This is a genomic window from Bacillus sp. AY3-1 (assembly GCF_008368785.1).
GTDB lineage: Bacteria > Bacillota > Bacilli > Bacillales > Bacillaceae_G > Bacillus_A > Bacillus_A wiedmannii.
Genome location: NZ_QORZ01000007.1, coordinates 16,624 through 39,679 on the forward strand (window position 1 = coordinate 16,624; position 23,056 = coordinate 39,679).

Annotated in this window: 26 protein-coding genes, 1 other RNA gene and 1 riboswitch; of the genes, 22 read left to right on the forward strand and 5 right to left on the reverse strand. The window is 35.7% G+C overall.

All coding sequences use genetic code 11. From position 1 onward, the window contains the following. Positions 1-240: 240 nt before the first annotated feature. The 6 genes from DN389_RS03765 to DN389_RS03790 all read left to right on the forward strand — a co-directional run bounded on the left by DN389_RS03765 (position 241) and on the right by DN389_RS03790 (position 4,143). Positions 241-411, forward strand: a complete 171-nt coding sequence (locus DN389_RS03765; protein ID WP_000358351.1) for a YpmA family protein — start codon at positions 241-243, stop codon at positions 409-411. Positions 412-418: 7 nt separating this feature from the next. Further along, a complete protein-coding gene (locus tag DN389_RS03770; protein ID WP_046955209.1) occupies positions 419-922 on the forward strand; it encodes a cell wall elongation regulator TseB-like domain-containing protein in 504 nt (167 codons plus the stop codon). An 18-nt stretch (positions 923-940) separates the two neighbouring features. Beyond that, positions 941-2,128, forward strand: coding sequence for an aspartate transaminase AspB (gene aspB, locus DN389_RS03775; RefSeq protein WP_000761545.1), 1,188 nt, complete (start codon positions 941-943; stop codon positions 2,126-2,128). A 122-nt stretch (positions 2,129-2,250) separates the two neighbouring features. After that, positions 2,251-2,958 carry a DNA replication protein DnaD gene (dnaD, locus tag DN389_RS03780; protein WP_000728549.1) on the forward strand — a complete coding sequence of 236 codons (708 nt, stop codon included), beginning with the start codon at positions 2,251-2,253 and terminating at the stop codon, positions 2,956-2,958. 15 nt (positions 2,959-2,973) lie between these two features. Further along, the gene (gene nth / locus DN389_RS03785) at positions 2,974-3,621 is read left to right on the forward strand and encodes an endonuclease III (protein WP_149236827.1); all 648 of its coding nucleotides are present in this window, start codon (positions 2,974-2,976) and stop codon (positions 3,619-3,621) included. Positions 3,622-3,624: 3 nt separating this feature from the next. Further along, a complete protein-coding gene (locus DN389_RS03790) occupies positions 3,625-4,143 on the forward strand; it encodes a YpoC family protein (protein ID WP_060489629.1) in 519 nt (172 codons plus the stop codon). Between the two features lie 23 nt (positions 4,144-4,166). Here the strand turns inward: DN389_RS03790 and DN389_RS03795 are convergent, their stop codons facing one another. Further along, entirely contained in the window at positions 4,167-6,854 is a 2,688-nt protein-coding gene (locus DN389_RS03795; protein WP_149236828.1) for a PBP1A family penicillin-binding protein, read from the reverse strand. Between the two features lie 66 nt (positions 6,855-6,920). Continuing rightward, positions 6,921-7,523, reverse strand: a complete 603-nt coding sequence (recU, locus tag DN389_RS03800; RefSeq protein ID WP_060489634.1) for a Holliday junction resolvase RecU — start codon at positions 7,521-7,523, stop codon at positions 6,921-6,923. 103 nt (positions 7,524-7,626) lie between these two features. Here recU and DN389_RS03805 point away from each other — a divergent pair, with 103 nt between their 5' ends. Then, the gene (locus DN389_RS03805; protein WP_002108635.1) at positions 7,627-8,652 is read left to right on the forward strand and encodes a DUF2515 domain-containing protein; all 1,026 of its coding nucleotides are present in this window, start codon (positions 7,627-7,629) and stop codon (positions 8,650-8,652) included. A gap of 308 nt (positions 8,653-8,960) precedes the next feature. On the opposite strand, the gene DN389_RS28355 is transcribed toward DN389_RS03805, so the two are convergent. Then, on the reverse strand, positions 8,961-9,137 hold the full coding sequence (locus DN389_RS28355) for a phage portal protein (protein WP_080345072.1): 177 nt from the start codon (positions 9,135-9,137) through the stop codon (positions 8,961-8,963). Between the two features lie 85 nt (positions 9,138-9,222). Between DN389_RS28355 and DN389_RS03810 the strand changes: the two genes are divergently transcribed. Continuing rightward, the gene (locus DN389_RS03810; protein WP_001252042.1) at positions 9,223-9,465 is read left to right on the forward strand and encodes a hypothetical protein; all 243 of its coding nucleotides are present in this window, start codon (positions 9,223-9,225) and stop codon (positions 9,463-9,465) included. 15 nt (positions 9,466-9,480) lie between these two features. Beyond that, on the forward strand, positions 9,481-9,825 hold the full coding sequence (locus tag DN389_RS03815) for a YppE family protein (RefSeq protein WP_149236829.1): 345 nt from the start codon (positions 9,481-9,483) through the stop codon (positions 9,823-9,825). Positions 9,826-9,850: 25 nt separating this feature from the next. Here DN389_RS03815 and DN389_RS03820 read toward each other — a convergent pair whose 3' ends face one another. Further along, on the reverse strand, positions 9,851-10,042 hold the full coding sequence (locus tag DN389_RS03820; RefSeq protein ID WP_000242661.1) for a YppF family protein: 192 nt from the start codon (positions 10,040-10,042) through the stop codon (positions 9,851-9,853). A gap of 177 nt (positions 10,043-10,219) precedes the next feature. Between DN389_RS03820 and DN389_RS03825 the strand changes: the two genes are divergently transcribed. The 13 genes from DN389_RS03825 (at position 10,220) to pbuX (ending at position 21,762) form a co-directional block, all read left to right on the forward strand. Beyond that, positions 10,220-10,747 (forward strand): YppG family protein, encoded by a 528-nt coding sequence (locus DN389_RS03825; RefSeq protein ID WP_097914893.1) that lies wholly within the window; start codon positions 10,220-10,222, stop codon positions 10,745-10,747. Positions 10,748-10,902: 155 nt separating this feature from the next. Then, complete coding sequence (locus DN389_RS03830; RefSeq protein WP_046955205.1) at positions 10,903-11,313, forward strand: CotD family spore coat protein; 411 nt, start codon at positions 10,903-10,905, stop codon at positions 11,311-11,313. Between the two features lie 56 nt (positions 11,314-11,369). Next, positions 11,370-11,924 (forward strand): SLOG family protein, encoded by a 555-nt coding sequence (locus tag DN389_RS03835; RefSeq protein ID WP_149236830.1) that lies wholly within the window; start codon positions 11,370-11,372, stop codon positions 11,922-11,924. A gap of 97 nt (positions 11,925-12,021) precedes the next feature. After that, complete coding sequence (gpsB, locus tag DN389_RS03840) at positions 12,022-12,360, forward strand: cell division regulator GpsB (RefSeq protein ID WP_000622425.1); 339 nt, start codon at positions 12,022-12,024, stop codon at positions 12,358-12,360. An 87-nt stretch (positions 12,361-12,447) separates the two neighbouring features. Beyond that, an RNA gene (rnpB, locus tag DN389_RS03845) (RNase P RNA component class B) lies at positions 12,448-12,838 on the forward strand. A gap of 180 nt (positions 12,839-13,018) precedes the next feature. Further along, positions 13,019-14,158 carry a THUMP domain-containing class I SAM-dependent RNA methyltransferase gene (locus DN389_RS03850; RefSeq protein ID WP_000521230.1) on the forward strand — a complete coding sequence of 380 codons (1,140 nt, stop codon included), beginning with the start codon at positions 13,019-13,021 and terminating at the stop codon, positions 14,156-14,158. A 61-nt stretch (positions 14,159-14,219) separates the two neighbouring features. Next, complete coding sequence (locus tag DN389_RS03855) at positions 14,220-14,402, forward strand: DUF3921 family protein (protein WP_000376888.1); 183 nt, start codon at positions 14,220-14,222, stop codon at positions 14,400-14,402. A 138-nt stretch (positions 14,403-14,540) separates the two neighbouring features. After that, a complete protein-coding gene (locus DN389_RS03860) occupies positions 14,541-16,478 on the forward strand; it encodes an ATP-dependent DNA helicase (RefSeq protein ID WP_046958936.1) in 1,938 nt (645 codons plus the stop codon). A gap of 100 nt (positions 16,479-16,578) precedes the next feature. Beyond that, positions 16,579-18,096, forward strand: coding sequence for a carboxypeptidase (gene ypwA / locus DN389_RS03865; protein WP_000215108.1), 1,518 nt, complete (start codon positions 16,579-16,581; stop codon positions 18,094-18,096). A 47-nt stretch (positions 18,097-18,143) separates the two neighbouring features. Beyond that, a complete protein-coding gene (locus DN389_RS03870) occupies positions 18,144-18,617 on the forward strand; it encodes a GNAT family N-acetyltransferase (RefSeq protein ID WP_088121745.1) in 474 nt (157 codons plus the stop codon). Between the two features lie 154 nt (positions 18,618-18,771). Then, positions 18,772-19,518, forward strand: a complete 747-nt coding sequence (locus DN389_RS03875; RefSeq protein WP_149236831.1) for a type I methionyl aminopeptidase — start codon at positions 18,772-18,774, stop codon at positions 19,516-19,518. Between the two features lie 116 nt (positions 19,519-19,634). Next, a riboswitch (purine riboswitch) is annotated at positions 19,635-19,736 on the forward strand. Between the two features lie 106 nt (positions 19,737-19,842). Beyond that, a complete protein-coding gene (locus tag DN389_RS03885) occupies positions 19,843-20,436 on the forward strand; it encodes a xanthine phosphoribosyltransferase (protein WP_098802008.1) in 594 nt (197 codons plus the stop codon). 3 nt (positions 20,437-20,439) lie between these two features. After that, the gene (gene pbuX / locus DN389_RS03890; RefSeq protein WP_000809222.1) at positions 20,440-21,762 is read left to right on the forward strand and encodes a xanthine permease PbuX; all 1,323 of its coding nucleotides are present in this window, start codon (positions 20,440-20,442) and stop codon (positions 21,760-21,762) included. Between the two features lie 15 nt (positions 21,763-21,777). On the opposite strand, the gene DN389_RS03895 is transcribed toward pbuX, so the two are convergent. Beyond that, a complete protein-coding gene (locus DN389_RS03895; protein ID WP_098802009.1) occupies positions 21,778-22,941 on the reverse strand; it encodes a DUF418 domain-containing protein in 1,164 nt (387 codons plus the stop codon). Positions 22,942-23,056 lie beyond the last annotated feature (115 nt).

Genomic DNA, 23,056 nt, shown 5'->3' on the forward strand with positions numbered 1-23,056 from the left:
AAAATACGCCTGAAGTACATTTAAGCTTCAGGCGTAAAAAATGTGGGTAGGAGGAATTTTATTTTTCTTACTTCTTGTATACAAAATGTATTGGTTTTCGACTTGAAACCTTTTTTTGCAGTACATGTCCTGCTATAATAGATGGGTGATGAAGCAGGGGTTGTAAAGAATGTACTCTTATTGTAACCGTATTGCGTTCTTCTATAATTAGAAATTTTTGTGTAACGGAGGAGTTTTTTCATGGATAAGAAAATCGAAGTCCTATCAACGACGCGTATTAAATATTCGTCTGACTTGTATAAAATTGTTGATAGTTTGAATCGTACGTTAAAAGAACAGGACCTCATGTTCGGATTAGCATTAGACGAAAAAGATAAAGAAATAGCTGTATTTACGATTTACAGAACGTAGTGATACAATGAAAAAGTGGATCTTTGCAATCGTTATCGTAATCGTTGCTAGCGGAATATATGGGGCGTATGTTTACAATAAAGCAATGGAAAAGAAAATCCATAAAGAGGCAAAATCTGTAGAAATTGCAAAAGAAAAGGCAAAGCTTACAAAAGTAAAATCTGTTGATTATTATAATGGAAATTCTTCATATACAGTCGTACAAGGTGTAGACGAAAAAGGAGAACAAATTATTGTTTGGGTGCCTAATAAAAAAGGGAATGTCCTTGTGAAGAAAAAGAGTGAAGGTATTCCTGAAAAAGAAGCTTTGCAAAAGTTGGCTGAACAAGCTACAGGAAAAGGTGATGAGCCAAAGCCAAAGCCAAAAGAAATTATAAAAGTAAAATTAGGTGCTCAAAACGATATTCCGTTGTGGGAAATTACATATATTGATCAGGAAGATCGTTATACGTATTATTATTTAGAGTTTCAAAATGGGGCTTATGCTGGTCACTACAGCATTGAAAAATAGATGTAGGGGGAACTACAAATGAAATTAGCAAAGCGAGTAGCTGCTTTAACACCATCTGCAACTTTAGAAATTACAGCAAAGGCACAAGCATTAAAAGCAGAAGGTCATGATGTAATTGGATTAGGGGCAGGAGAACCTGACTTTAATACGCCAGAACATATTATGGATGCTGCACATAAAGCGATGTTAGAAGGACATACGAAGTATACACCAACAGGTGGATTACAAGCGTTAAAACAAGAAATTGTGAAGAAGTTTACACGTGATCAAGGAATTGCGTATGATCCATCTGAAATTATTGTATGTAACGGTGCAAAGCATGCATTATATACATTATTCCAAGTGTTACTTGATGAAGGAGATGAAGTTATCATCCCAACTCCTTATTGGGTAAGTTATCCTGAGCAAGTAAAGCTTGCTGGAGGTAAGCCAGTTTACGTAGAAGGCCTGGAAGACAATGAGTACAAAATTACAGCGAAGCAGCTGCGTGAGGCAATTACAGAGAAGACGAAAGCAGTTATTATTAATTCACCGAGCAATCCAACAGGAATGATTTATAGCAAAGAGGAATTACAACAGCTTGGAGAAGTATGTTTAGAACACGATATTTTAATCGTTTCAGATGAAATTTATGAAAAATTAATTTATGGTGGAGCAGAATATACTTCGATTGCCCAGCTTTCTAATGCATTAAAAGAACAAACACTTATTATTAATGGTGTATCTAAATCTCATTCTATGACAGGATGGCGTATTGGATATGCAGCAGGAAATAAGCAGCTTATTAAAGCGATGACGAACTTAGCGAGTCATAGTACGTCAAACCCTACTTCAATCGCTCAATACGGCGCAATTGCAGCATATGCAGGCTCACAAGAACCTGTAGAAACAATGCGTCAAGCATTTGAAGAAAGATTAAACATTATTTATGATAAATTAATTCAAATCCCTGGCTTTACTTGCATTAAACCACAAGGTGCATTTTACTTATTCCCTAATGTAAAAGAAGCTGTAGCTTTATCAGGATACGAAACTGTGGATGATTGGGCAAAAGCTCTATTAGAAGAGGAAAAAGTGGCTCTTGTACCAGGTACAGGATTTGGTGCTCCAAATAACGTTCGTTTATCATATGCGACATCTCTTGAACAAGTAGAGAAAGCATTAGAACGCATTCATACGTTTATGAAAAGTAAAGTGCAAGCTTAATTGTATATTTTATTAACGCAATACAAAAAAACCTTCCTACATAATAGGAAGGTTTTTTTGACGAATTGTGGCAAAAAGAAATAGCGAAAGGTGTGTTATACTAGAGAGCGAGGTGTTTGGTGATGAAAAAGAAAATGATGTTACAGTGGTTTGAGCAGGGAAGCATTGCAATTCCAAAATTACTTATGATGCATTATAAAAAATTAGGGTTAAATGAAACGGAATTTATGGTTGTACTTCATGTACACACATTTTTAGAATCGGGCAATTCGTTTCCGACTCCGTCAGAGATTTCAGAACGGATGACGATTACTGAAATGAAATGTATGGAAGTAATTCAGACATTGATTCAAAAAGGTTTTTTATCACTAGAAGGTGGACAAAAATCAGAAGCGATGATGTGTGAAAGTTATTCTTTACAACCGCTATGGGAAAAAATATTGCATTTCTTAATGAACGAATCAATAGAGGAAGAACAAAAAGAAATAAAACAACTGCAAGTAAATTTATATACAGTATTTGAAAAAGAATTTGGAAGACCACTTTCTCCGTTTGAATGTGAAACGTTGGGTATGTGGGAAGATCAAGATCAACATCATCCGAATTTAATTCAAGCGGCCCTCAGGGAAGCTGTAATGAGCGGTAAGCTTAATTTCCGATATATTGATCGTATTTTATTTGAGTGGAAAAAGAATGGTATTAAAACAGTAGATCAAGCCCAAAACCAAGGACGGAAATTTAGAGCAAATCAACAACGAACGCAGCAAACGACAAAACAAGAGACGAAATTTACTGGGAAAGTGCCTTTTTATAATTGGTTGGAGCAGTAATGTAGGAGGAAGTATATGTTAAATAAAACGCAAATTCGCTATTGTTTAGACACAATGGCGGATATGTATCCAGAAGCACATTGTGAATTAATTCATGATAATCCATTTGAATTAGTAATCGCGGTGGCGTTATCTGCACAATGTACAGATGCACTTGTAAATAAAGTGACGAAAAATTTATTTCAAAAATATAAAACACCAGAAGATTATTTAAGCGTGTCTTTAGAAGAATTACAACAAGATATACGTTCCATTGGATTGTTTAGAAATAAGGCGAAAAATATTCAAAAATTGTGCCAGATGTTGCTAGTTGATTATAACGGGAAAGTTCCAGAAGACCGTGACGAGCTGACGAAATTACCAGGAGTAGGAAGAAAGACAGCGAATGTAGTTGTTTCGGTTGCATTTGGAATTCCAGCGATTGCTGTTGATACGCATGTAGAGAGAGTGAGTAAACGGTTAGCGATTTGTAGGTGGAAAGATTCGGTGTTAGAAGTAGAAAAGACATTAATGAAGAAAGTTCCGATGGATGAATGGGGCGTTACACATCATCGTATGATTTTCTTTGGGCGTTACCACTGTAAAGCACAGCGACCACAATGTGAAGAGTGCCGATTACTAGAAGTGTGTCGTGAAGGAAAGAAGCGAATGAAGGGGAAATAAAGGATGGAGCGAGTTATAGAAATACCGAAAGAATTTCGGTGCTTACCATTTTTTACAGAAAGCGTAACTTCGATTATGTATCATACAGATCAGTCTTTTGAAGAAATAATACAAAATACTTACTTTATATTTGATATTGAAAGACAATATGAGCCGTGGAATGAAATTGAAAATAGTATTCCTGTACTGTTGAATGTATGGAAAAGTAAGCATGAAGACATTGCTACACTATTTCGAAACAGAAATAAGCAAGAAGCTGAAGGTCCAATGATTCTTTTTGCGGCACATTTGTTATCGATTATATATTGGCTAAATGAGCAACCTGTTCATAGTTTGAATGAAATGGAAGCTTATACGAGTAAATTGGAAGTACAACCAGTTAATTTTATGGAGCGATATTCGTTCATTATAAAGAAACCGAATAATTATCATTCCTATATTCAGTTAGCGCAGTTGTATATTGAAATAGAAAAGCTATATGTTAAGAAAATGATAACAAAAAAGAAGTCCTTTTCTCGTTAAGAGAAAGGACTTCTTTTTTTGTATTAAGACTCTGTTGTGACAACATTTCCGTCTGCGTGAGGGGTATCTCCTCCGGTATTTTGTTGTTGTTCTTGTTGCTTGTGTTGTTCTTCTTCAGCTTTTTTTCTAGCAGCCTCTTCTTCAGCTTTCTTTCTAGCAGCTTCTTCTTCGGCTTTCTTTCTAGCAGCTTCTTCTTCAGCAGCCTTTTTCTGAGCTTCTTCTTGTTGTTTACGTTGTTGTTCTTGTTGTTGCTGTTGCTGTTGTTTACGCTGCTCTTCAGCAGCTTTTTTCTGAGCTTCTTCTTGTTTTTGTTTATCTTCATTAGCTTTTTTCTGTACTTCCTCATCAACTTTTTTCTTAGCTTCTTCTTCGGCTTTCTTTTTGGCAGCCTCTTCTTCAGCTTTCTTCGCATCTGGAGTTCCGCCAGGTGCAGTGAAGGATGCACCAATTGCAGGGCTTGTTCCAGTACCTTTTTTCGCTACTACAGAGAAGCTGTAAGTAACGCCAGGTTTAATACCACCAAGAGAAGCTGTCGTACCACTTATTGATAGGCTACCACTTGAACCGTCAGTCGCTTTATAGCTTGCTGCATACGCATCAACTTCTGTTGGTCCAGACCAGTTTAGTGTAACAGTACTAGCGCCATCGAAAGTGACATTAAGACCACTAGGTGCATCTACTTTAATTTGTTTAATTGCATCTTTTTTCGCACCTTTTACGTATAACTCTCCGTTTATTTCTTGTACAGAAGAAGGACGCTCGAAACGGGATTTATCTGTAGCGAATTTGCTCATCATTACTTGGAACATTTGTTGTGCAATTCTAGTATAACGATCACTAATGTAGTTTTCTGGGCCATTTTTTTCGTAACCAGTCCATACTGCCATTGTATATTGCGGTGTATATCCAGCGAACCAGCTATCTCTGTTTGCATCAGCTGGAATACCATATTTTTTAAGAACGTCTTCATCAAAGTTTTGTGTTCCTGTTTTACCGGCAACATCAACACCTGAAACGTATGCTGTTGGACCAGTACCGCCAGCACCAGGTTTTACTACGTCACGAAGAACGTCAGTCACCATGTAAGCTGTGTAGTCTTGCATCGCACGTTGTTCTTTCGGTTTAAAACTTTTCTTTTTCCCATCTGGGAAGATAACTTCTTTTACGAAGTGCGGTTTATTGTAGTTCCCACCGTTACCAAAGGCTGCATATGACCCCGCTAATTGTAATGGAGAACTATCGTTACTACCAATTGCTGTTGATTCATATGTTTTGCCGTCTTTAAATGTCATACCTAAACCTTCAGCAAACGCTTGTGACTTAGGAAGACCAACCGCTTGAGCTGTCTTTAAAGCTGGAATGTTTAATGACTTTTTCAAAGCTTCACGTAGTGAAACGTCACCTTTGTAACTATTTGTTGCATTTCGTATTTTTTTACCAGTGGAATACGTATACTCTGAGTCATTTAATTGATGATATGTAGACCATTGTAAATTCTCAATTGCTGGACCGTAGTCGAAAATTGGTTTCATTGTTGAACCAACTTGGCGTTTTAAATCAGTGGCCATATTATGACCTTTGAAAGTAGACTTACTTTCTTTACGCCCAGCTCCAATTGCTCGAACTTCTCCAGATTGTGTATCCATAAATACGAATGATCCTTGGAATTGATCGTTCGGATACTTAATAAGATTGCCATCCATAATTTTTTCAGCATAATCTTGAGCATCTTGGTCAAGTGTTGTATGAATCGTTAAACCATCTGAACCGATATTTATATCGGGATATTCTTTTTCAACTTCTTTTACAACAGCATCTAAAAATGCTTGATACTTCATCTCAGTTACTTCTGAAGCCGGTTGAAGACCCTCAGTTACAGAGATTTTCATTGCGTTATTCATTTCATCTTTTGTTATATAACCATGTCGATTCATTAATGATAATACGACGTTACGACGTTGTGTAGCTCGTTCAACGTTTTCTTTTTTTGTTGGATCATAAATATTAGGACCTTGGGGTAAACCAGCGAGCATCGCAGCTTCATGTAACTGCAAGTCTTTTAAATCTTTGTTATAATATTTTTTGGCTGCTGTTGCAATACCGTACGAACGGTTACCTAAGTTAATCTTATTTAAGTACATTTCTAAGATCTCATGTTTAGAGTATTGCTGCTCTAATTTGTAAGAAAGGTACCATTCTTGTACTTTTCTCTTCGCAGTTTTGTCCATCGTTAAAAAATAGTTTTTGACTACTTGTTGTGTAATCGTACTACCACCTTGAGATCCGAACCCTCCAGTGACATTTTCCATAACTGCTTTTGTAGTTCGTTTAAAATCAATTCCATTATGATCATAGAAACGTGAATCCTCAGTTGCGAGGAATGCACTTTCAACTACCTTTGGAATTTGATCATACGTAACGTGGGTTCGTTTTTCAGCACCGTATTCATAGAAAAAGTTCCCATTCTTATCAAGAAACTTTGTTGATAAAGGATTGACAAGTTTTGATTTGTCTAGTTTTGGAGCGTCCTTTACCATAACAAAGAAAGCGGAAACGCTAGCTACAAGACCAACGATACCAAGAAGTAGACAACCTATAAGGAATTTTTTAAAAAAGGAGCCTTTTTTCTTTGGTTTTTCTTCTTTATTTGTTTCTTGCTTTTGATTTTTTACATGATTTCGTTCTGTACGAGAACGATAATTATCTGACATTATACTTTCTCCTACCTTTCATTCTCTCCCCCAAAAGTCGAAAAAAGAGCCTTAGTGATGACTCTATCACGAAAAATAAACCGTGTCTAGTACACGGATATAATCAATCCGAGGGTGATAACCGCATGATAATAAAGATCCATGCTCTTCTATTTCTTCTTTCGTAATCGATTTCCGTCCACCAGTATTTTGACGATTCCAAAATGCAATAATATGTTTTGCATCTAGTAAATAAAGTTCATCAAAAAGTGTAAATTTAATAATAACAAATGCAATTCCATCATGAACGATTACTCGCTTCATATGTTCAATTTGATGAAGGTGGAAGTTTTGAAGTGGAAAGCTGGTTTTATTTTTTGTTTCTTTCGCTTCAAAATCGATGTATTTCCCTTTGTATACACCGTTGTAATCTGTTGTAGAAGGTTGTTTAAAATACGCTTCTTTTACCACTGCAGCACTTCGAGCGGGGTAATCTACTTTTACAATTTGAAGAGGTGTAGGTTTTTTATGTACACATGCAATATTATGGGTTAAGTAATATTCATTTGTTTCATTCAATTCCTCTTCAAGGGACATACCTCTATTACTATAAGTATGTTTTTTAATTGGTGTTTTATGAGGTTGTGAAGCTTGATTGTACCGTTTTCCGTTTGGGTAACGAATGGTCATAGTGTGTCCACTCCCAACTTGCTAAGAATTACTTACAAAGGTGATTATAACAAAAAATGAAAAAAGATGTGACCTTTTTGAAGAAAGGTATGATGACTTATTTATGTTTACATGGAATGATTATGAGAAAATTAAACAATATCGTAAAAATATGGTTTGTACAGACGAAGAAAAAACAATCGTTTATAACATTAAGAGGAAAATAGAAATGGCTAATATGGACAACATTTCTCGAACACAGTCTTATCAAGAATATTATGTAAGGAACAGTGAAATTAGGTGGGCCTTTTTAGCAAGTATGGTCTCGAGAAATGCGGGATGGAATATGACTGATTTAAAAGGGAGATATTATGCTACTGTTTTACCTCAAACAGTAAAAAAACATTTGTTTCTGACTTATGAAGAAGCGAATTGGATTATTTTTTTAGATGCATTTCCTCAGCTATTGTTATACGAAGAAAGTAAGAGGAGGCAGGTACCACTATTCTATTTGTTACAATATTTTAACGTATCAATTTTTATGGAAAAAGAATGGATTTATTTTTGGGAAAAAAAAGATATAAATAGGCTCATGACAGCGCTTATTATAAATGAGCAAAATAAAATTCAAAAACCAGTTATTGAGAATGCATATTTTAAAAAACATGTATTCCATACTGCACTTTTTAAATTGCAAGAAATGCTTCATATTAGTGCTGTTATTTTTCCGACTGTTGAAGGGAGGATGTATGGTTTTTCAGTTTATCAATTTGAAACGTTACAAAAGCGTATAGAACTAGGGCAGAAATTAGCGGAGTTACTGTTTCATCCGAATTATAAAAGTTTATTCCATAGGTTTGCATTGCAAACTATACACACAGGATCAAGAGCAGATTATGAATATTATGTAAGAGAAGCTAGAAAATCTTGTACGCCAGCCCTTAGAGAGGTTTATCCTGTCGTTGCACATAAGGAAATAAGTATGAGAGATTGGTTTTGTAGAGATAAGGAAATAAATGAGTTGTTTCTACTGGAAGAGTATAAGGGTGAAGTTGATATAACAGAATGGTATAAAAGAAAGAGGGAGCAAATCTATGTTGCTTCTATCGTAAATCGTTTTGTTAAAAGGATGGATGAGTTCGTGATATAATAAAAAAGAAGTCCCGTCTTCATAAATGAAGACGGGACTTCTTAATGTGAAGTAATCCTGCCGTGTATGCTAAGAATTTAATCTCAAAACGTAATGAATATAAGAGATTAAGGATGCTTCAGAAATTAGCTTTTTGTAAAAGCGCTAAAGTCTCACTTTATCCCGCTACTTGCCGGGCAGTAAGACCCACGTCTCAAAATTCAGTGAAAGCAAAGAATTTAGGTGTGGATCAACTGCCCGTAAAAGCCCGATTGAGAAGGCTAATAATCAGTGGGATGAACAAAAACCCCGCTGATTAAAGTTTCACTTTATGTAGCAGGGAAGTTTGGACCATCTAACTTAGGGTTGCCAGTCTCGGGTTTATTTTGTTTGTTTTGTTTTTTCTTTTTTTCGTTTTTGTTCTTTGGCATTTTCATACACCTCCTTTTTGTATTGTTACCATTTCTATAAATGACATACAAAATGATTTCTTTGACGAATAACAACTAGTTTTGTCATGTGAGCAGGAGTGAGGAGTCATTCGGCGAAATTACATGACAAAGGAAAAGCAAAGAAGGGGGCGTTTTGTATATGGCGATGGTTCAGAAGGAAGATGTAATGAAAACAATGGATCAAATGTTAAGTTCTCTCGATTTGCTGGAAATGAATATAGGGATTAGAATGAATCATGCATTGAAGGATACGAGTGAAAAAATATGCAATAAAATAGAAATAACAGAAATGCATATTGAGCATATGGAAAATAAATTAGTGCATCACGAAGAAAAAGGGAATTGGGTGAAGGCATTTCAAAACGTCGTAGTGAGTGCATAATAAGGTGGGAATAAAATGAAGTATGAAGCATTAATACAATCTTCAGAAAAACTCATGCAGTATAATAATGAAGCGAATGTGAAAAAAAGAGAAATGATTGAGTACGATTTTTATAACGATATGAAACCATTTGTAGATATGGTAGATGAGGAATTAAAAGTGTGGAAAGAATTAGCTTATAAATGGATTAAGGAAGAAAAACCGAAGTATATACATGTTCAGCAAATTGATCAAGTGTACGATAATTTACAGACAAATGTTTTGCAATGTTTTGTAAATAAAGGTAAAGGTAAGCGATTCTTTGAAACACATCAAGCCATTTCGTATACTTTGCAAAATATAATTGAGCAATGTAAGTAACAAGAGGGGAAACCCTCTTGTTTTTTTATGCTTCTGTCATTGTTGTAGGCTTTGTTGCACCGTTTATTTCTAATTCTTTTATTAATGTTCGGTAATCTGAAATGCATATTTTTCCTTCGAGATACCAATGTCTCGCAAAGTCTAACAATTCATTTACATTCTCTGTGTAATACCCCTTTTTTTGAGAAAACGCTTGTTTTAAATCCCCTAATACCATGTTGATTCCTCCCCCATGAGAATCTTCTTCTTCACTATCATAGCATGGAAGGGTTTTCTTTTTTAATTTTTTAAAAATTTAAACTTCCGACAAAAATAGACAGAGACTCCGCCACACAAATTATTTTACAAGTACATATTATATATGTAGAAACTTATGTGAAGGAGGAGAGAATGCATGTTTCAACAATCTAACGTATATCAGCAATCTAATCCATATGCACAGCAAAATATGTACCAATATAATACGGATACATATTTACGGTATAATATGTATCCTTTCGAGCCTAATTATGGAAATCAAAATTATTACCAGCCATTTGAAGTGTCGTTTATGAATCAACCACAACAACAGCAGCAGCCCTATATGGATCAACAGCAGCAACCCTATACGAATCAACAACAGCAGCCTTATATGGATCAACAACAGCAACCTTATATGAATTCACAATACTATATGCCACCACCATCTCCCTATGGAAATCAACAAGCGATGTTTTATCCACCAAAACAACCGTACCCGACGCAGAATAAACAAAAACAACAACAGCAACCGAGTCAATTTTCTAGTTTTGTTTCCCAATTTAAAAACTCAGATGGTAACTATGATGTAAATAAAATGATGAATACAGCTGGACAAATGATGAATGCGATGAACCAAGTGACAGGTATTGTAAAGCAAGTTGGAGGTTTTTTTGGTAAGTAATCTTGGGGGTTGTCTATAAAAAGCATTACGTATAAAGCAGAAGGCTAGACAAATTTCCTTGTAATAAATGGGTATATATAACAAACGGCTTTCTCTCTTTTCTCATATTGTAAAGTGTAGTCAGATTTTTTTAACGAGAGAGGAGAGAAAAAACTATGCATCATTGTCATCCTTGTTTTGGAGGGCATAAGCCTGTAGGACCTATCTGTACAACTGCTCCTGTCATTCATCCGACGAAACAGTGTGTAACACATTCTTTTTCAACAACGGTGGTGCCACACATTTTCCCAACGCATACAACACATGTTCATCATCAACAAATTAAAAACCAAAACTTCTTCCCACAAACAAACTCGAATGTAAATGTTGTAGACCCGATCGACCCAGGGTTCGGCGGCGGATGTGGACCATGTGGTCATGGACATCATGGACATCACGTATCACCATTTGGACCAGGACCAAATGTATCACCATTCGGACCAAACGTATCACCATTTTTACCAAACAATGTATCACCAGTAGGTCCGAATATTGGACCAAACGTTGGTGGAATATTTAAAAAGTAAATGATATGTTAGAACTAGCGAAATGCTAGTTCTTTTTTTGTAATTGGAGTGTTGATATGAAAGTTATTGCTGTAACGGGATATAAGCCATTTGAACTTGGTATATTTAAAAATGATCATCCAGGGGTGGAATGTATAAAAAAAGTATTGCATCGAAAATTAACTACTTTTGTAGAAGAAGGTTTGGAATGGGTGATAATAAGTGGGCAGTTAGGAGTCGAATTATGGGCTGCTGAAGTTGTTTTTGAAATTCAAGTAGAATATCCAGATCTAAAATTAGCGGTATTTACTCCGTTTTTAGAACAAGAAGAAAGCTGGAAGGAAGATAACCGTGAATATTACGAATGTATTCTCTCTCAAGCAGACCATATTGATAGTATTACGAAACGGAAGTACGAAAGCCCGGAACAATTTAAATTAAAAAATCAATTTTTTATTGAAAAAAGTGATGCACTTTTAGCTGTATATGATGAAGAAAAACCAGGGAGTCCCAAATATATTGTAGAAGCAGCAAAGAAAAAAGGAGAAATAGAAAATTATCACAGTTATTTTATTCTTTTTTCTGATTTACAAGATATAATAGAAGAGGAACAGTGGAATAATGCTGAGTAATATGTAATATAGTACTCGTATATATGATTGACAAAAGGCATTGTTTCTGAAAAAATTTAGGTAATGAAAGTTTTGGCAAAAATTTGAGGTGAAGAAAATGATTTCGGATAAAATTAAATTAACGGCGAAAGATATTTTAGAAAAAGAATTTAAAACAGGCATGAGAGGCTATCAACAAGAAGAAGTAGACAAGTTTCTTGATATGATCATTAAAGACTATGAAGCTTTCCACAAGGAGTTTGATCAATTAAAGCAACAAAATGCTCGTTTAAAGCGTGAATTAGAGGAACAAAAATTAGTAGCAACGCAAGTGCCACAACAACCAGTTGTACAAACACCAGTTGCACAACCTGTATATAACAACACGAATACGGACATTTTAAAACGTCTATCTAATTTAGAAAAAGCTGTATTTGGAAGTAAGTTATACGAATAATTTCTAGTGGTAAAAAGGTTAAAGCATTTTACATAGAAAAAAACATTGCAAAATCTTTTTGTTTCCACTATACTAATGGATGTCATAACGTTTGGGTAATCGCTGCAACGCCAACGTTGTAGAGGAAAGTCCATGCTCGCACGGCCTGAGATGGCTGTAGTGTTCGTGCCTAGCCAATTCATAAGCTAGGGTATTCTGGCTGTAAGGCTGGTTTAACGGCAGGGAAAAAACCTAAGTCCTTTCGGATATGGTTTGACTACCTTTAAAGTGCCACAGTGACGAAGTCCTTGAAGAAATGATAGGAGTGGAACGAGGTAAACCCCACGAGCGAGAAACCCAAATAATGGTAGGGGAATCTTTTCCAAGGAAATGAACGATGGGAAAGGACAGGTTATATAACCTGTAGATAGATGATTGCCACCGGAGTACGAGGCGTGGGCCGTTTGCAGTACAAAGGAACAGAACATGGCTTACAGAACGTTATGAACCAACTATGAAATAACTCAGCTCTCCTTTGTTAGAGGAGGGCTTTTTATTTGTATGAAGTTATAAATTATGAGTTAAAATGGTTAATGAGAAAATTCTTCGTAAAATGTAATGATTAATAGGACAAATTGTTATTAATTATTGTTTAAATATACATAAGAGGTGAATGCAAATGGGAAAAGTTACTTTAATTGCAACAGCGGCAATGGGTATTGAAGCGTTAGTTGCCCGAGAAGTTCGTGATCTTGGTTATGAATGCCAAGTGGAAAACAGCAAAGTAACATTTGAAGCAGATGAAAAGGCGATTTGCCGCACGAACTTATGGTTACGTACTGCGGACCGTGTGAAAATTAAAGTTGGCGAATTCAAAGCGACAACATTTGATGAGCTGTTTGAAAAAACGAAAGCATTAAACTGGGGAGATTATATTCCAGAGAATGGAGAGTTCCCTGTAATTGGTAAATCGTTAAAATCTGAGTTGTTCAGTGTTTCAGATTGCCAACGTATCGTTAAAAAAGCTGTCGTTGAAAAATTAAAAACAACATATAAACGTACAACTTGGTTTGAAGAAGATGGTCCGTTATTCCGTATCGAGATCGCAATGCTCAAGGATATTGCAACATTAACAATTGATGCAAGTGGTGTTGGACTTCATAAACGTGGATACCGTATGGATCAAGGGGAAGCCCCATTAAAAGAAACATTGGCTGCGTCTTTAATTAAGTTAACAAACTGGAAGCCGGATCGTCCTTTCGTAGATCCTTTCTGTGGATCAGGTACAATTCCGATTGAAGCAGCATTAATTGGACAAAATATTGCACCAGGATTTAACCGTGGCTTCGCATCAGATGAGTGGGGCTGGGTTGGTAAACAAAACTGGCGTGAAGCTCGTCAAGAAGCTGAAGATTTAGCGAATTATAATCAACCACTACAAATCATTGGATCAGATATTGATCATCGTATGATCCGAGTTGCTCAAGATAATGCAGAAGAAGTGGGCTTAAGTGATTTAATTACATTTAAACAAATGCAAGTAAAAGATTTCACGACAAAAGAGGATTATGGCTATGTTGTAACGAATCCTCCATACGGAGAACGTTTAAGTGAAAAAGCACTCGTTGAACAATTGTACAAAGAAATGGGACAAGTATTCCGCCCATTAGATACATGGTCAGCGTACGTATTAACAAGCTACGAAGCATTTGAAAAGTGTTATGGAAAAGATGCATCGAAGAAACGTAAACTGTTTAATGGATTTATCCGTACAGATTACTACCAATACTTCGGAAAACGTCCACCGCGTAATTCATAGTATAAAACTCCTCCAGCGCGCATATACTGGCTATTATGTAATGCGTAAAGGAGGACGTGATATGGATAGTTTCCAATTATCTATGATTCAAAAAGCTATTCATCGTACGTATGATGAGATCGGGAAAGAAGTGGATAGCCAAGGTGCGATTGTAGAGGAAATACAAAAAGCACAAGAAGAATATTTGTCAGCTCTTTCACACGAAACAGCGATTGATAAACGGTATTTAAAGTCATTAATATAGAAAAAAATTTTCCTTTTTCGAAAGGAAAATTTTTTTTCGTGTATTTCTATGTATGGCAACAGGGGAAAGTGGCTGCACACATATGAGTAGCAGTTGCTATATCTTTTTATAGAAAAACTTTTTGGTTGGAGGCTAAGGATGTTTACTGAGAAGAGATTACCATTTGAAGTAGGAAAACAAGATAATTTTTATGATAAGTTGAATGAATGGATTGGAGATGTGTTTTACGATATCCTTCCGGAAAAAGGCTTTGAAGAGCGTGATGAACAAATTTTTATGGCGTTTCAATTAGAGCGTGCTTTCCAAGAAAAGAAAGTAATGTTCGCAGAAGCGGGTGTAGGAACAGGGAAAACAATTGTATATCTTCTATATGCAATTTGCTATGCGCGTTATACTGGAAAACCAGCTATTATCGCTTGTGCTGATGAAACGTTAATTGAGCAGCTTGTGAAAGAAGAAGGAGACATTGCTAAGTTATCTGAAGCATTAGGACTATCTGTTGATGTTAGACTTGCGAAATCAATGGATAATTATTTATGTTTACGTAAACTTGAAGATGTTATGAGTGGACGAGCTCCAGAAGTAATTGAAGATGTATACTACGAATTACCACAGTTTGTATTCGATCATGGTACGATGCAAAACTTTACTCACTACGGCGACAGAAAAGAATTTCCACTTTTAAATGATGAGGAATGGTCAAAAGTAAATTGGGATTACTTCCAAGATTGCTTCACTTGTGATTCTCGTCATCGTTGTGGTCAAACTCTTTCTCGTGAACATTATCGTAAAGCGGCAGATTTAATTATTTGTTCTCAAGATTTCTACATGGATCATATTTGGACGTACGATGCTCGTAAGCGTGAAGGGCAAATTCCGTTATTACCTGAAAGTAGCTGCGTTGTATTCGATGAAGGACATCTTGTAGAATATGCAGCTCAAAAAGCTTTAACATATCGTTTAAAGCAAACGATGATGGAGCAACTTTTAACAAGATTGTTGCAAAATGATATTCGTGAAGAGTTTGCACATTTAGTAGAAGAAACAATTTGGCAAACAGAGCGATTCTTTGATGTGTTACAAGAAAATAAAAAGGAAATCGCCGGTTCTGATCGTTTAGAAATTACTGTGACAGAAAAAGTAACAGCTGAAGCGAATAGACTTTATGCGAAAATTGGTGAAGTCGGTGATGCATTAGTATTTGAAAGTGAAATGCATACAGTAAACACGTATGATTTAAATATCGTTGATGAACATTTAGATGTATTAGAACATTCACTTCGTCTGTTCATGCATGAGAAAAATGTAATTACATGGGGTGAAGAAGGTGATGGAGCCTTCACGTTAGTGATTATGCCACGTGCAGTTGAAGAAGTATTACAAGAGAAAGTATTCTCGAAGAAAATCCCGTATATTTTCTCTTCTGCTACATTATCTAACAACGATTCATTCGCATTTACAGCAAATAGCCTAGGGGTAAAAGATTACTTATCATTCTCAGTTGCCTCACCGTTTGATTATGCAGAGCAAATGGCAGTAAACTTACTATCGCATACGAAAGAAAATGAATGGGAAAGAAAGTGTCAATATACACTTGAAAATATACAGAAAACAAATGGACGTACACTTGTATTATTCCGTACAACACAAGAACTTGCAGCGTTTAAAGAATATGTAAGTAAAGAACAAATGTCCGTTCCGTTCCTATATGAAGGGGATCAAGAAATTAGTCAGCTCGTTTCTCGTTTCCAAAATGAAGAAGAGACTGTACTTTGTGCTGTTCATTTATGGGAAGGTTTAGATATTCCTGGTTCATCATTATCGCATGTTATTATTTGGTCATTACCATTCCCTCCAAACGATCCTGTGTTTGAAGCGAAGCGTAAACATGTAAATGATCCATTCTGGGATGTAGATGTACCGTATATGATTTTACGTCTTCGTCAAGGGATTGGACGTTTAATTCGTACGAGCGACGATAAAGGGGCTATATCAATCTTCTTATCTGATACAGAAGATGAGAAAGTGATAGAAGCGGTGAAAAACGTACTACCAGTAGAAGGTAAAGAATTATAAGGAGAAAGCTTGGCGCTTGCCAAGCTTTTTTTCTATTATAAAAGGAATTTAGGTTTCCATGTCGAATTAAGTTTGAGGTAGAAAAGGGAGGTTTTATACGATGACAGTAGCTACATATGAAGTAGAAAAACAATTTTTAACATATGTGAAGAAGATACAAAATTACGGTGAAGCATTAAGCTTAATGTTTTGGGACTTAAGAACAGGTGCGCCTAAAAAAGGTGTAGACCAGCGTTCAGAAGTAATTGGTATGCTTTCATCAGAAGTGTTTGTCATGTCGACTTCAGATGAGATGGGAAATTATTTAACAGAGCTTGAAGCTTTAATAAGTGAAAATAAACTTTCTGAAACGACGAAGAAAATGGTTGAAGAGTGTCGTAAAGAATATGATAGAAATAAGAAAATTCCACAAGCGGAATACGAGGCGTATGTGAAATTAGAAGCGAAAGCGGAAAGTGTGTGGGAAGAAGCTCGGGAAAAATCTGATTTCGAAATGTTCCGTCCGTATTTAGAACAAATAGTTGAATTTAAAAAGAAATTCATTACATATTGGGGTTACGAAACATATAAATATAATACATTATTAGATATGTATGAGCCAGGTATTACAGTAGAAGTGTTAGATCACGTATTTGGTCAACTTCGTGAGCGTATCGTTCCGCTCGTAAAAGAAATATCGGAGTCACAAAAGAGATTAAAGACAAGTGCTTTATCAGAACATTTTTCAAAAGAAAAACAAAAGAACTTTACATTAGAGTTATTAAAGCAATTGAATTATGACTTTGAAGCAGGTCGTCTTGATGAAACGGTACATCCATTTGAGATTACATTAAATAGAGGGGACGTTCGCATTACAACACGCTATGATGAAAAAGATTTCCGTATGGCAGTGTTTGGAACAATTCATGAATGTGGCCATGCTGTATATGAACAAAATATTGCAGAGAAATTCGAAGGTACACCGCTATGTAGTGGAACTTCTATGGGTATTCATGAGTCACAATCATTATTCTTTGAGAACTTTATCGGTCGTAATAAATCATTCTGGAAGAAAAATTATGATTTATTAAAAGAGTATAGCGATGGTCAATTCAATGATATATCAGTAGATGAGTTTTATGATGCGATTAACGAATCGAAGCCATCGTTCATTCGTATAGAAGCAGATGAGCTTACATATCCGCTTCACGTCATGGTTCGTTATGAACTTGAGAAAGAATTATTTGATGGTACATTACAAGTGAAGGATTTGCCAGCGGCTTGGAATGATAAGATGGAAGCATATTTAGGAATTCGTCCGGAAAGCGATGCACAAGGTGTATTGCAAGATGTTCACTGGGCTGGTGGTTCATTTGGATACTTCCCATCTTATGCGCTTGGTTATATGTATGCAGCGCAATTTAAGCAAAGAATGTTAAAAGACATTCCGAACTTTGATGCATTATTAGAAGAAGGAAACGTAACACCAATTCGTGAATGGTTAACAGAAAATATTCACCAATACGGTAAAACGAAAAAGCCACTTGAAATTTTAGAAGATGTGACAGGTGAAGGATTAAATGCAAACTACTTAGCAGATTATTTAGAAGCGAAGTATAAAGAAATCTATGAGTTATAAAAAAGAGCTGCTTAATTGCAGCTCTTTTTTTCAAGGGGGATAGAAGAATGGATTATACATATACAGTAATGACGCAAGAAGAAGCAGAAGAAATTGCATATAACTGGCATTATGAAGGGAGGTATTCCTTTTACGATATAGGTGCAGATGAAGAAGATTTAGCTGAGTTTTTACATGATGAGAGTAGAGGAAATCATACATTTTCTGTGAAGGAAAACGGCACTCTCATTGGTTTTTTTACTGTTTGTAAAATAAATGATGGAACGGTTGATATAGGTCTTGGAATGAGACCTGATATAACTGGAAATGGATTTGGTTTACAGTTCGTAAACGCTGGACTAGCTTTTAGTAAAGAAAAATATGGTTGTAATTATATAACGCTATCAGTAGCGACATGTAATGAGAGAGCGATTAAAGTGTATAAAAGAGCAGGATTTGAAGCTGTTGGAACGTTTATACAGAAAACAAATGGTAGTTGTTTTGAGTTTTTGAAAATGAATTATATATGTAAAAATGATTAAGAAACAGAGGGGATCTTCTGTTTCTTTATTTTGATTTAGAAGTATAGGATACATATTTTTGTACTTGTTGTAATTGGGAGTTTTGAAATTTTGACAGAGGATGTGTATGATTGAACTTTAGTAGCAAATAGCAGGTTTAGCAAGGAGAGGTAGAATGAATACAATTAAAACGAAAAATGAAATAGATTTGATGCATGAATCTGGGAAATTACTTGCTTCATGTCATAGGGAAATTGCCAAAATGATGAAACCAGGTATTACGACAAAAGAAATTAATACGTTTGTTGAAGCATATTTAGAAAAGCATGGTGCAACATCTGAACAGAAAGGGTACAACGGGTATCCATATGCGATATGTGCATCTGTAAATGCTGAAATGTGCCATGGGTTTCCCGCCAATGTTCCTTTAATTGAGGGGGATATTGTAACAATTGACATGGTAGTAAACTTAAATGGTGGTCTTTCAGATTCTGCTTGGACGTATAGAATTGGAAATGTTTCTGATGAAGCAGAAAGGTTATTGTTAGTAGCTGAGAATGCTTTATATAAAGGGATTGATCAGGCGGTAATCGGTAATCATGTAGGAGACATTGGCTATGCAATTGAAAGTTATGTAGCTACTGAAGGTTTTTCGGTTGCAAGAGACTTTACGGGGCACGGGATTGGTAAAGAGATTCATGAAGAACCAGCAATTTTTCATTTTGGGAAACAAGGACAAGGGCCTGAACTACAAGAAGGAATGGTAATTACAATTGAGCCTATTGTCAATGTAGGTATGCGATATTCGAAAGTAGATTTAAATGGATGGGCTGCAAGAACGATGGACGGGAAATTATCAGCGCAATATGAGCATACAATTGCGATTACAAAAGATGGGCCGATTATTTTAACGACACTTTGAAATAATATGTAAGAGTTTACAAAAATCGAACAAAAATGATGTTTTTATAAAATTTGTACGTGTTTTATTAAGAAATGCTTTTAAAAGTATAAAAAGTGCGTTATAATCCATCTATAAAATAAATAGTTAGCTACACTCATATAATCGCGGGGATATGGCCTGCAAGTTTCTACCGAAGTACCGTAAATACTTTGACTATGAGTGAGGACGAATATATTTGCTTGTTTAGCATTCTTTTTTGCGAAACTCCAAAAGCGCGTCTCTCACTTGTAACGAGTGGTGGCGGCTTTTGGAGTTTTTTATTGCATAAGAGGGGGAACAAACATGAAAGTATTACAAGAAAAGATTTTGAACGAAGGAAAGGTTTTATCTGGTGACGTATTAAAGGTAGATGCATTTTTAAATCATCAAATTGACCCAGTACTTATGCAAGAGATCGGAAAAGAATTTGCTAAACGTTTTAAAGAAGAGAACATTACAAAAATCGTGACGATTGAATCTTCAGGCATTGCACCAGCAGTTATGGCTGCATTAGAGCTTGGTGTAAAAGTAATCTTTGCAAGAAAACGTAAATCGTTAACGTTACAAGATAATATGTACGTTGCAAACGTATATTCATTTACGAAACAAGAAACGAATGAAATTTCATTATCTCGAAATCATATCGATGAAAATGATCGTGTTTTAATTATCGATGACTTTTTAGCAAATGGTCAGGCTGCTTTAGGTTTAATGAGTTTAGTAGAGCAAGCAGGAGCAAGTATTGCAGGAATTGGTATTGTTATTGAAAAAGCATTTCAAGATGGAGGAAAGAAGCTTCGTGGACAAGGAGTTCGTGTTGAGTCACTAGCAGAAATTGCATCACTTGGTAACGGCACAGTTACATTTGTACAGCAAGAAACTGCGGAGGTGAAATAAACGATGAAGCAACATCCATTTAAAATCGCATCGCTTGGTATGCAGCATATGCTTGCGATGTATGCTGGCGCAATTATCGTTCCGCTTATTGTGGGCGGCGGACTTGGTTTAAATCAAAAAGAGTTAACATATTTAGTCTCGATTGATTTATTAATGTGCGGCGTTGCGACGATTTTACAAGCATTATCAAATCGCTTTTTCGGTATTGGACTTCCCGTTGTACTTGGTTGCACATTTACAGCGGTTGGGCCGATGATTGCAATCGGGAAACAATACGGTGTGTCTTCTATTTATGGAGCGATTATTGCTGCCGGGTTATTCGTTGTTATTTTTGCGAAATTATTTGGAAAGCTTGTAAAACTGTTTCCACCTGTTGTAACAGGATCTGTCGTTACCGTAATTGGAGTTACACTTGTTCCAGCAGCGATTAATGATATGGCTGGGGGAGTAGGAAGTAAGGATTTCGGTAGTCTTGAGAATTTAGCGTTAGCATTTGGTGTATTATTATTTATCATCATTATGTATCGTTTCTTTGACGGGTTTATTCGTTCAATCTCTATTTTACTAGGTCTATTGTTCGGTACAATTGTTGCAGCGTTTATGGGGAAAGTAAGTTTGCAAGCGGTTGGAGAAGCGGATTGGTTCCACGGTATTCAGCCATTTTACTTCGGTACACCAACATTTGAATTAACGCCAATTATTACGATGATTTTAGTTGCTTGCGTAGGGATTGTAGAAGCAACAGGTGTATATTTCGCATTATCTGATATTTGCAATAAAAAGATCGGTGAAAAAGAATTAACAAAAGGCTATCGAGCAGAAGGATTAGCGATGGTGTTAGGTGGTATTTTTAACGCGTTCCCATATACAACATACTCTCAAAACGTAGGACTTGTTCAATTAACTGGAGTAAGAAATCGCGTTATTATTTATACTTGTGGTGGTATGTTAATCGTTCTTGGGTTCATTCCAAAAATCGCAGCTATTACAACTATTATCCCGAAATCAGTACTTGGCGGTGCAATGTTAGCAATGTTCGGTATGGTAATGGCATATGGTATTAAAATGTTAAGTAGCGTTGATTTTGGTAAACAAGAAAACTTATTAATCGTTGCATGTTCTGTTGGAATTGGGCTTGGGGTTACAGTTGTTCCGACATTATTCTCACAACTTCCTGAAAACATTCGTATTTTAACAGATAACGGAATTGTACTTGGAAGTGCGTCAGCAGTACTATTAAATATCGTATTTAATATGGTGCCGCAGCGTAAAGTGAAAGTAAAAGAAGAGCCAGTGTCTATGCAAAGTGCAGTAAGAGAAGCGTAAAAAAGCAAGGTCTCATTATGAGACCTTGCTTTTCTTTTTAAGTGGCATCATTTTCCCATACGTACCAAGACGCCAAATGTACTCAAGTGGCCCGTATTGATAACGTGACAGCCACCAGCGGCTAATAATGATTTGTAACGTATAGAAACTAATGCAAAATAGAGGACCTACCCATAATGGAGCAAGATAATCATTTTTGAACAATAGTCCGAATACAAGTAATGTAACAATTGTATGTGAAATGTAGTTTGTTAACGCCATTCGACCAACATACTGGAACGGACGTAATAATGTTTGCCATCTTTCTTTTTGTAATAAACGCATTAACGTGACAATGTAGAAGATGAACAATGTCTTTCCGCTTATCATCGTAATACCCATAAGTGAAAATGGTGTGTATGGTTGATTGTTCATAAAGAAGTAAACCATAATAAACCACATCGGTAATGTTAAAATGAACATAATGATTTGCCATTTTTTAAGTTTTAGATCTAATTCTTTAGCACGGCGGAAAATGTCTTTTTTACCGGCATATAATCCTAGTAAAAACAATCCTAGTGTTTCAGGAAGCATAATAAGACTGTTACTTATTGCTTCAGAATAGAAAGAATGGAATCTGTCTGTAATTTGTAAGCCCCAGTTTTCTAACGGCATAATGGCTATGGAAAGGCCTAGTTCATCTACCGGCACTAATAACATGAGAAGAGAACCTACTAATGTGAACAATTGCATGAAACTTAATAGTACAATTGACCATATTAAAATAGTACGTGGCTTTCTCTTGTAAAATAAAAATAAGAAAAATCCGGTAATTGCATAAGTATGTAAAATGTCCCCGTCCCATAAAAGAACGTAGTGTAAGAAACCAAATAATAATAAAATAAGTAAGCGGCGAACAAACAAAGTTTTTGGACGATCGGTTTTCGCCTCAGCACGATTCATAAAAATATAAAAACCTAATCCGAATAAAAACGAAAAAATTGTATAAAATTTCGTTTGAATAAACATATCGTAAAATAGGCGAATATAGCTGTCTATCCCTTCGTAAATTCCTGTAATATCACGTGAGTCAACCCCGGCGATAATTGGCCAGTTAACAAGAAAAATACCTAGTACAGCTATTCCTCTAATAATATCGATGGAATGTATCCTCTCGCCTTGTGAAATATTTTGTGTCATTATTTTCCTCCTTGTTAAGTAATTCCCTTTTATTATACAAAATGTAAAGAGGAGGGTATATAGGTAATTTCCAATTTTTAAAACTGTTAAGATATGTATTATGAGATATAATAAG

Excerpts from the sequence above, each read along its gene's own strand:
- recU (WP_060489634.1), bottom strand. The coding sequence starts at position 7,523 with ATGACCATTCGTTACCCAAACGGAAAACGGTACAATCAAGCTTCACAA.
- DN389_RS03855 (WP_000376888.1), top strand. The coding sequence starts at position 14,220 with ATGGATAGTTTCCAATTATCTATGATTCAAAAAGCTATTCATCGTACG.
- aspB (WP_000761545.1), top strand. The coding sequence starts at position 941 with ATGAAATTAGCAAAGCGAGTAGCTGCTTTAACACCATCTGCAACTTTA.
- DN389_RS03765 (WP_000358351.1), top strand. The coding sequence starts at position 241 with ATGGATAAGAAAATCGAAGTCCTATCAACGACGCGTATTAAATATTCG.
- DN389_RS03820 (WP_000242661.1), bottom strand. The coding sequence starts at position 10,042 with ATGGTATTAGGGGATTTAAAACAAGCGTTTTCTCAAAAAAAGGGGTAT.
- DN389_RS03810 (WP_001252042.1), top strand. The coding sequence starts at position 9,223 with ATGGCGATGGTTCAGAAGGAAGATGTAATGAAAACAATGGATCAAATG.
- dnaD (WP_000728549.1), top strand. The coding sequence starts at position 2,251 with ATGAAAAAGAAAATGATGTTACAGTGGTTTGAGCAGGGAAGCATTGCA.
- DN389_RS03885 (WP_098802008.1), top strand. The coding sequence starts at position 19,843 with ATGAAAGTATTACAAGAAAAGATTTTGAACGAAGGAAAGGTTTTATCT.
- DN389_RS03805 (WP_002108635.1), top strand. The coding sequence starts at position 7,627 with ATGTTTACATGGAATGATTATGAGAAAATTAAACAATATCGTAAAAAT.
- DN389_RS03875 (WP_149236831.1), top strand. The coding sequence starts at position 18,772 with ATGAATACAATTAAAACGAAAAATGAAATAGATTTGATGCATGAATCT.
- DN389_RS03870 (WP_088121745.1), top strand. The coding sequence starts at position 18,144 with ATGGATTATACATATACAGTAATGACGCAAGAAGAAGCAGAAGAAATT.
- pbuX (WP_000809222.1), top strand. The coding sequence starts at position 20,440 with ATGAAGCAACATCCATTTAAAATCGCATCGCTTGGTATGCAGCATATG.
- gpsB (WP_000622425.1), top strand. The coding sequence starts at position 12,022 with ATGATTTCGGATAAAATTAAATTAACGGCGAAAGATATTTTAGAAAAA.
- nth (WP_149236827.1), top strand. The coding sequence starts at position 2,974 with ATGTTAAATAAAACGCAAATTCGCTATTGTTTAGACACAATGGCGGAT.
- DN389_RS03795 (WP_149236828.1), bottom strand. The coding sequence starts at position 6,854 with ATGTCAGATAATTATCGTTCTCGTACAGAACGAAATCATGTAAAAAAT.
- DN389_RS03770 (WP_046955209.1), top strand. The coding sequence starts at position 419 with ATGAAAAAGTGGATCTTTGCAATCGTTATCGTAATCGTTGCTAGCGGA.
- DN389_RS03830 (WP_046955205.1), top strand. The coding sequence starts at position 10,903 with ATGCATCATTGTCATCCTTGTTTTGGAGGGCATAAGCCTGTAGGACCT.
- DN389_RS03835 (WP_149236830.1), top strand. The coding sequence starts at position 11,370 with ATGAAAGTTATTGCTGTAACGGGATATAAGCCATTTGAACTTGGTATA.
- ypwA (WP_000215108.1), top strand. The coding sequence starts at position 16,579 with ATGACAGTAGCTACATATGAAGTAGAAAAACAATTTTTAACATATGTG.
- DN389_RS03895 (WP_098802009.1), bottom strand. The coding sequence starts at position 22,941 with ATGACACAAAATATTTCACAAGGCGAGAGGATACATTCCATCGATATT.
- DN389_RS03850 (WP_000521230.1), top strand. The coding sequence starts at position 13,019 with ATGGGAAAAGTTACTTTAATTGCAACAGCGGCAATGGGTATTGAAGCG.
- DN389_RS03790 (WP_060489629.1), top strand. The coding sequence starts at position 3,625 with ATGGAGCGAGTTATAGAAATACCGAAAGAATTTCGGTGCTTACCATTT.
- DN389_RS03825 (WP_097914893.1), top strand. The coding sequence starts at position 10,220 with ATGTTTCAACAATCTAACGTATATCAGCAATCTAATCCATATGCACAG.
- DN389_RS03815 (WP_149236829.1), top strand. The coding sequence starts at position 9,481 with ATGAAGTATGAAGCATTAATACAATCTTCAGAAAAACTCATGCAGTAT.
- DN389_RS03860 (WP_046958936.1), top strand. The coding sequence starts at position 14,541 with ATGTTTACTGAGAAGAGATTACCATTTGAAGTAGGAAAACAAGATAAT.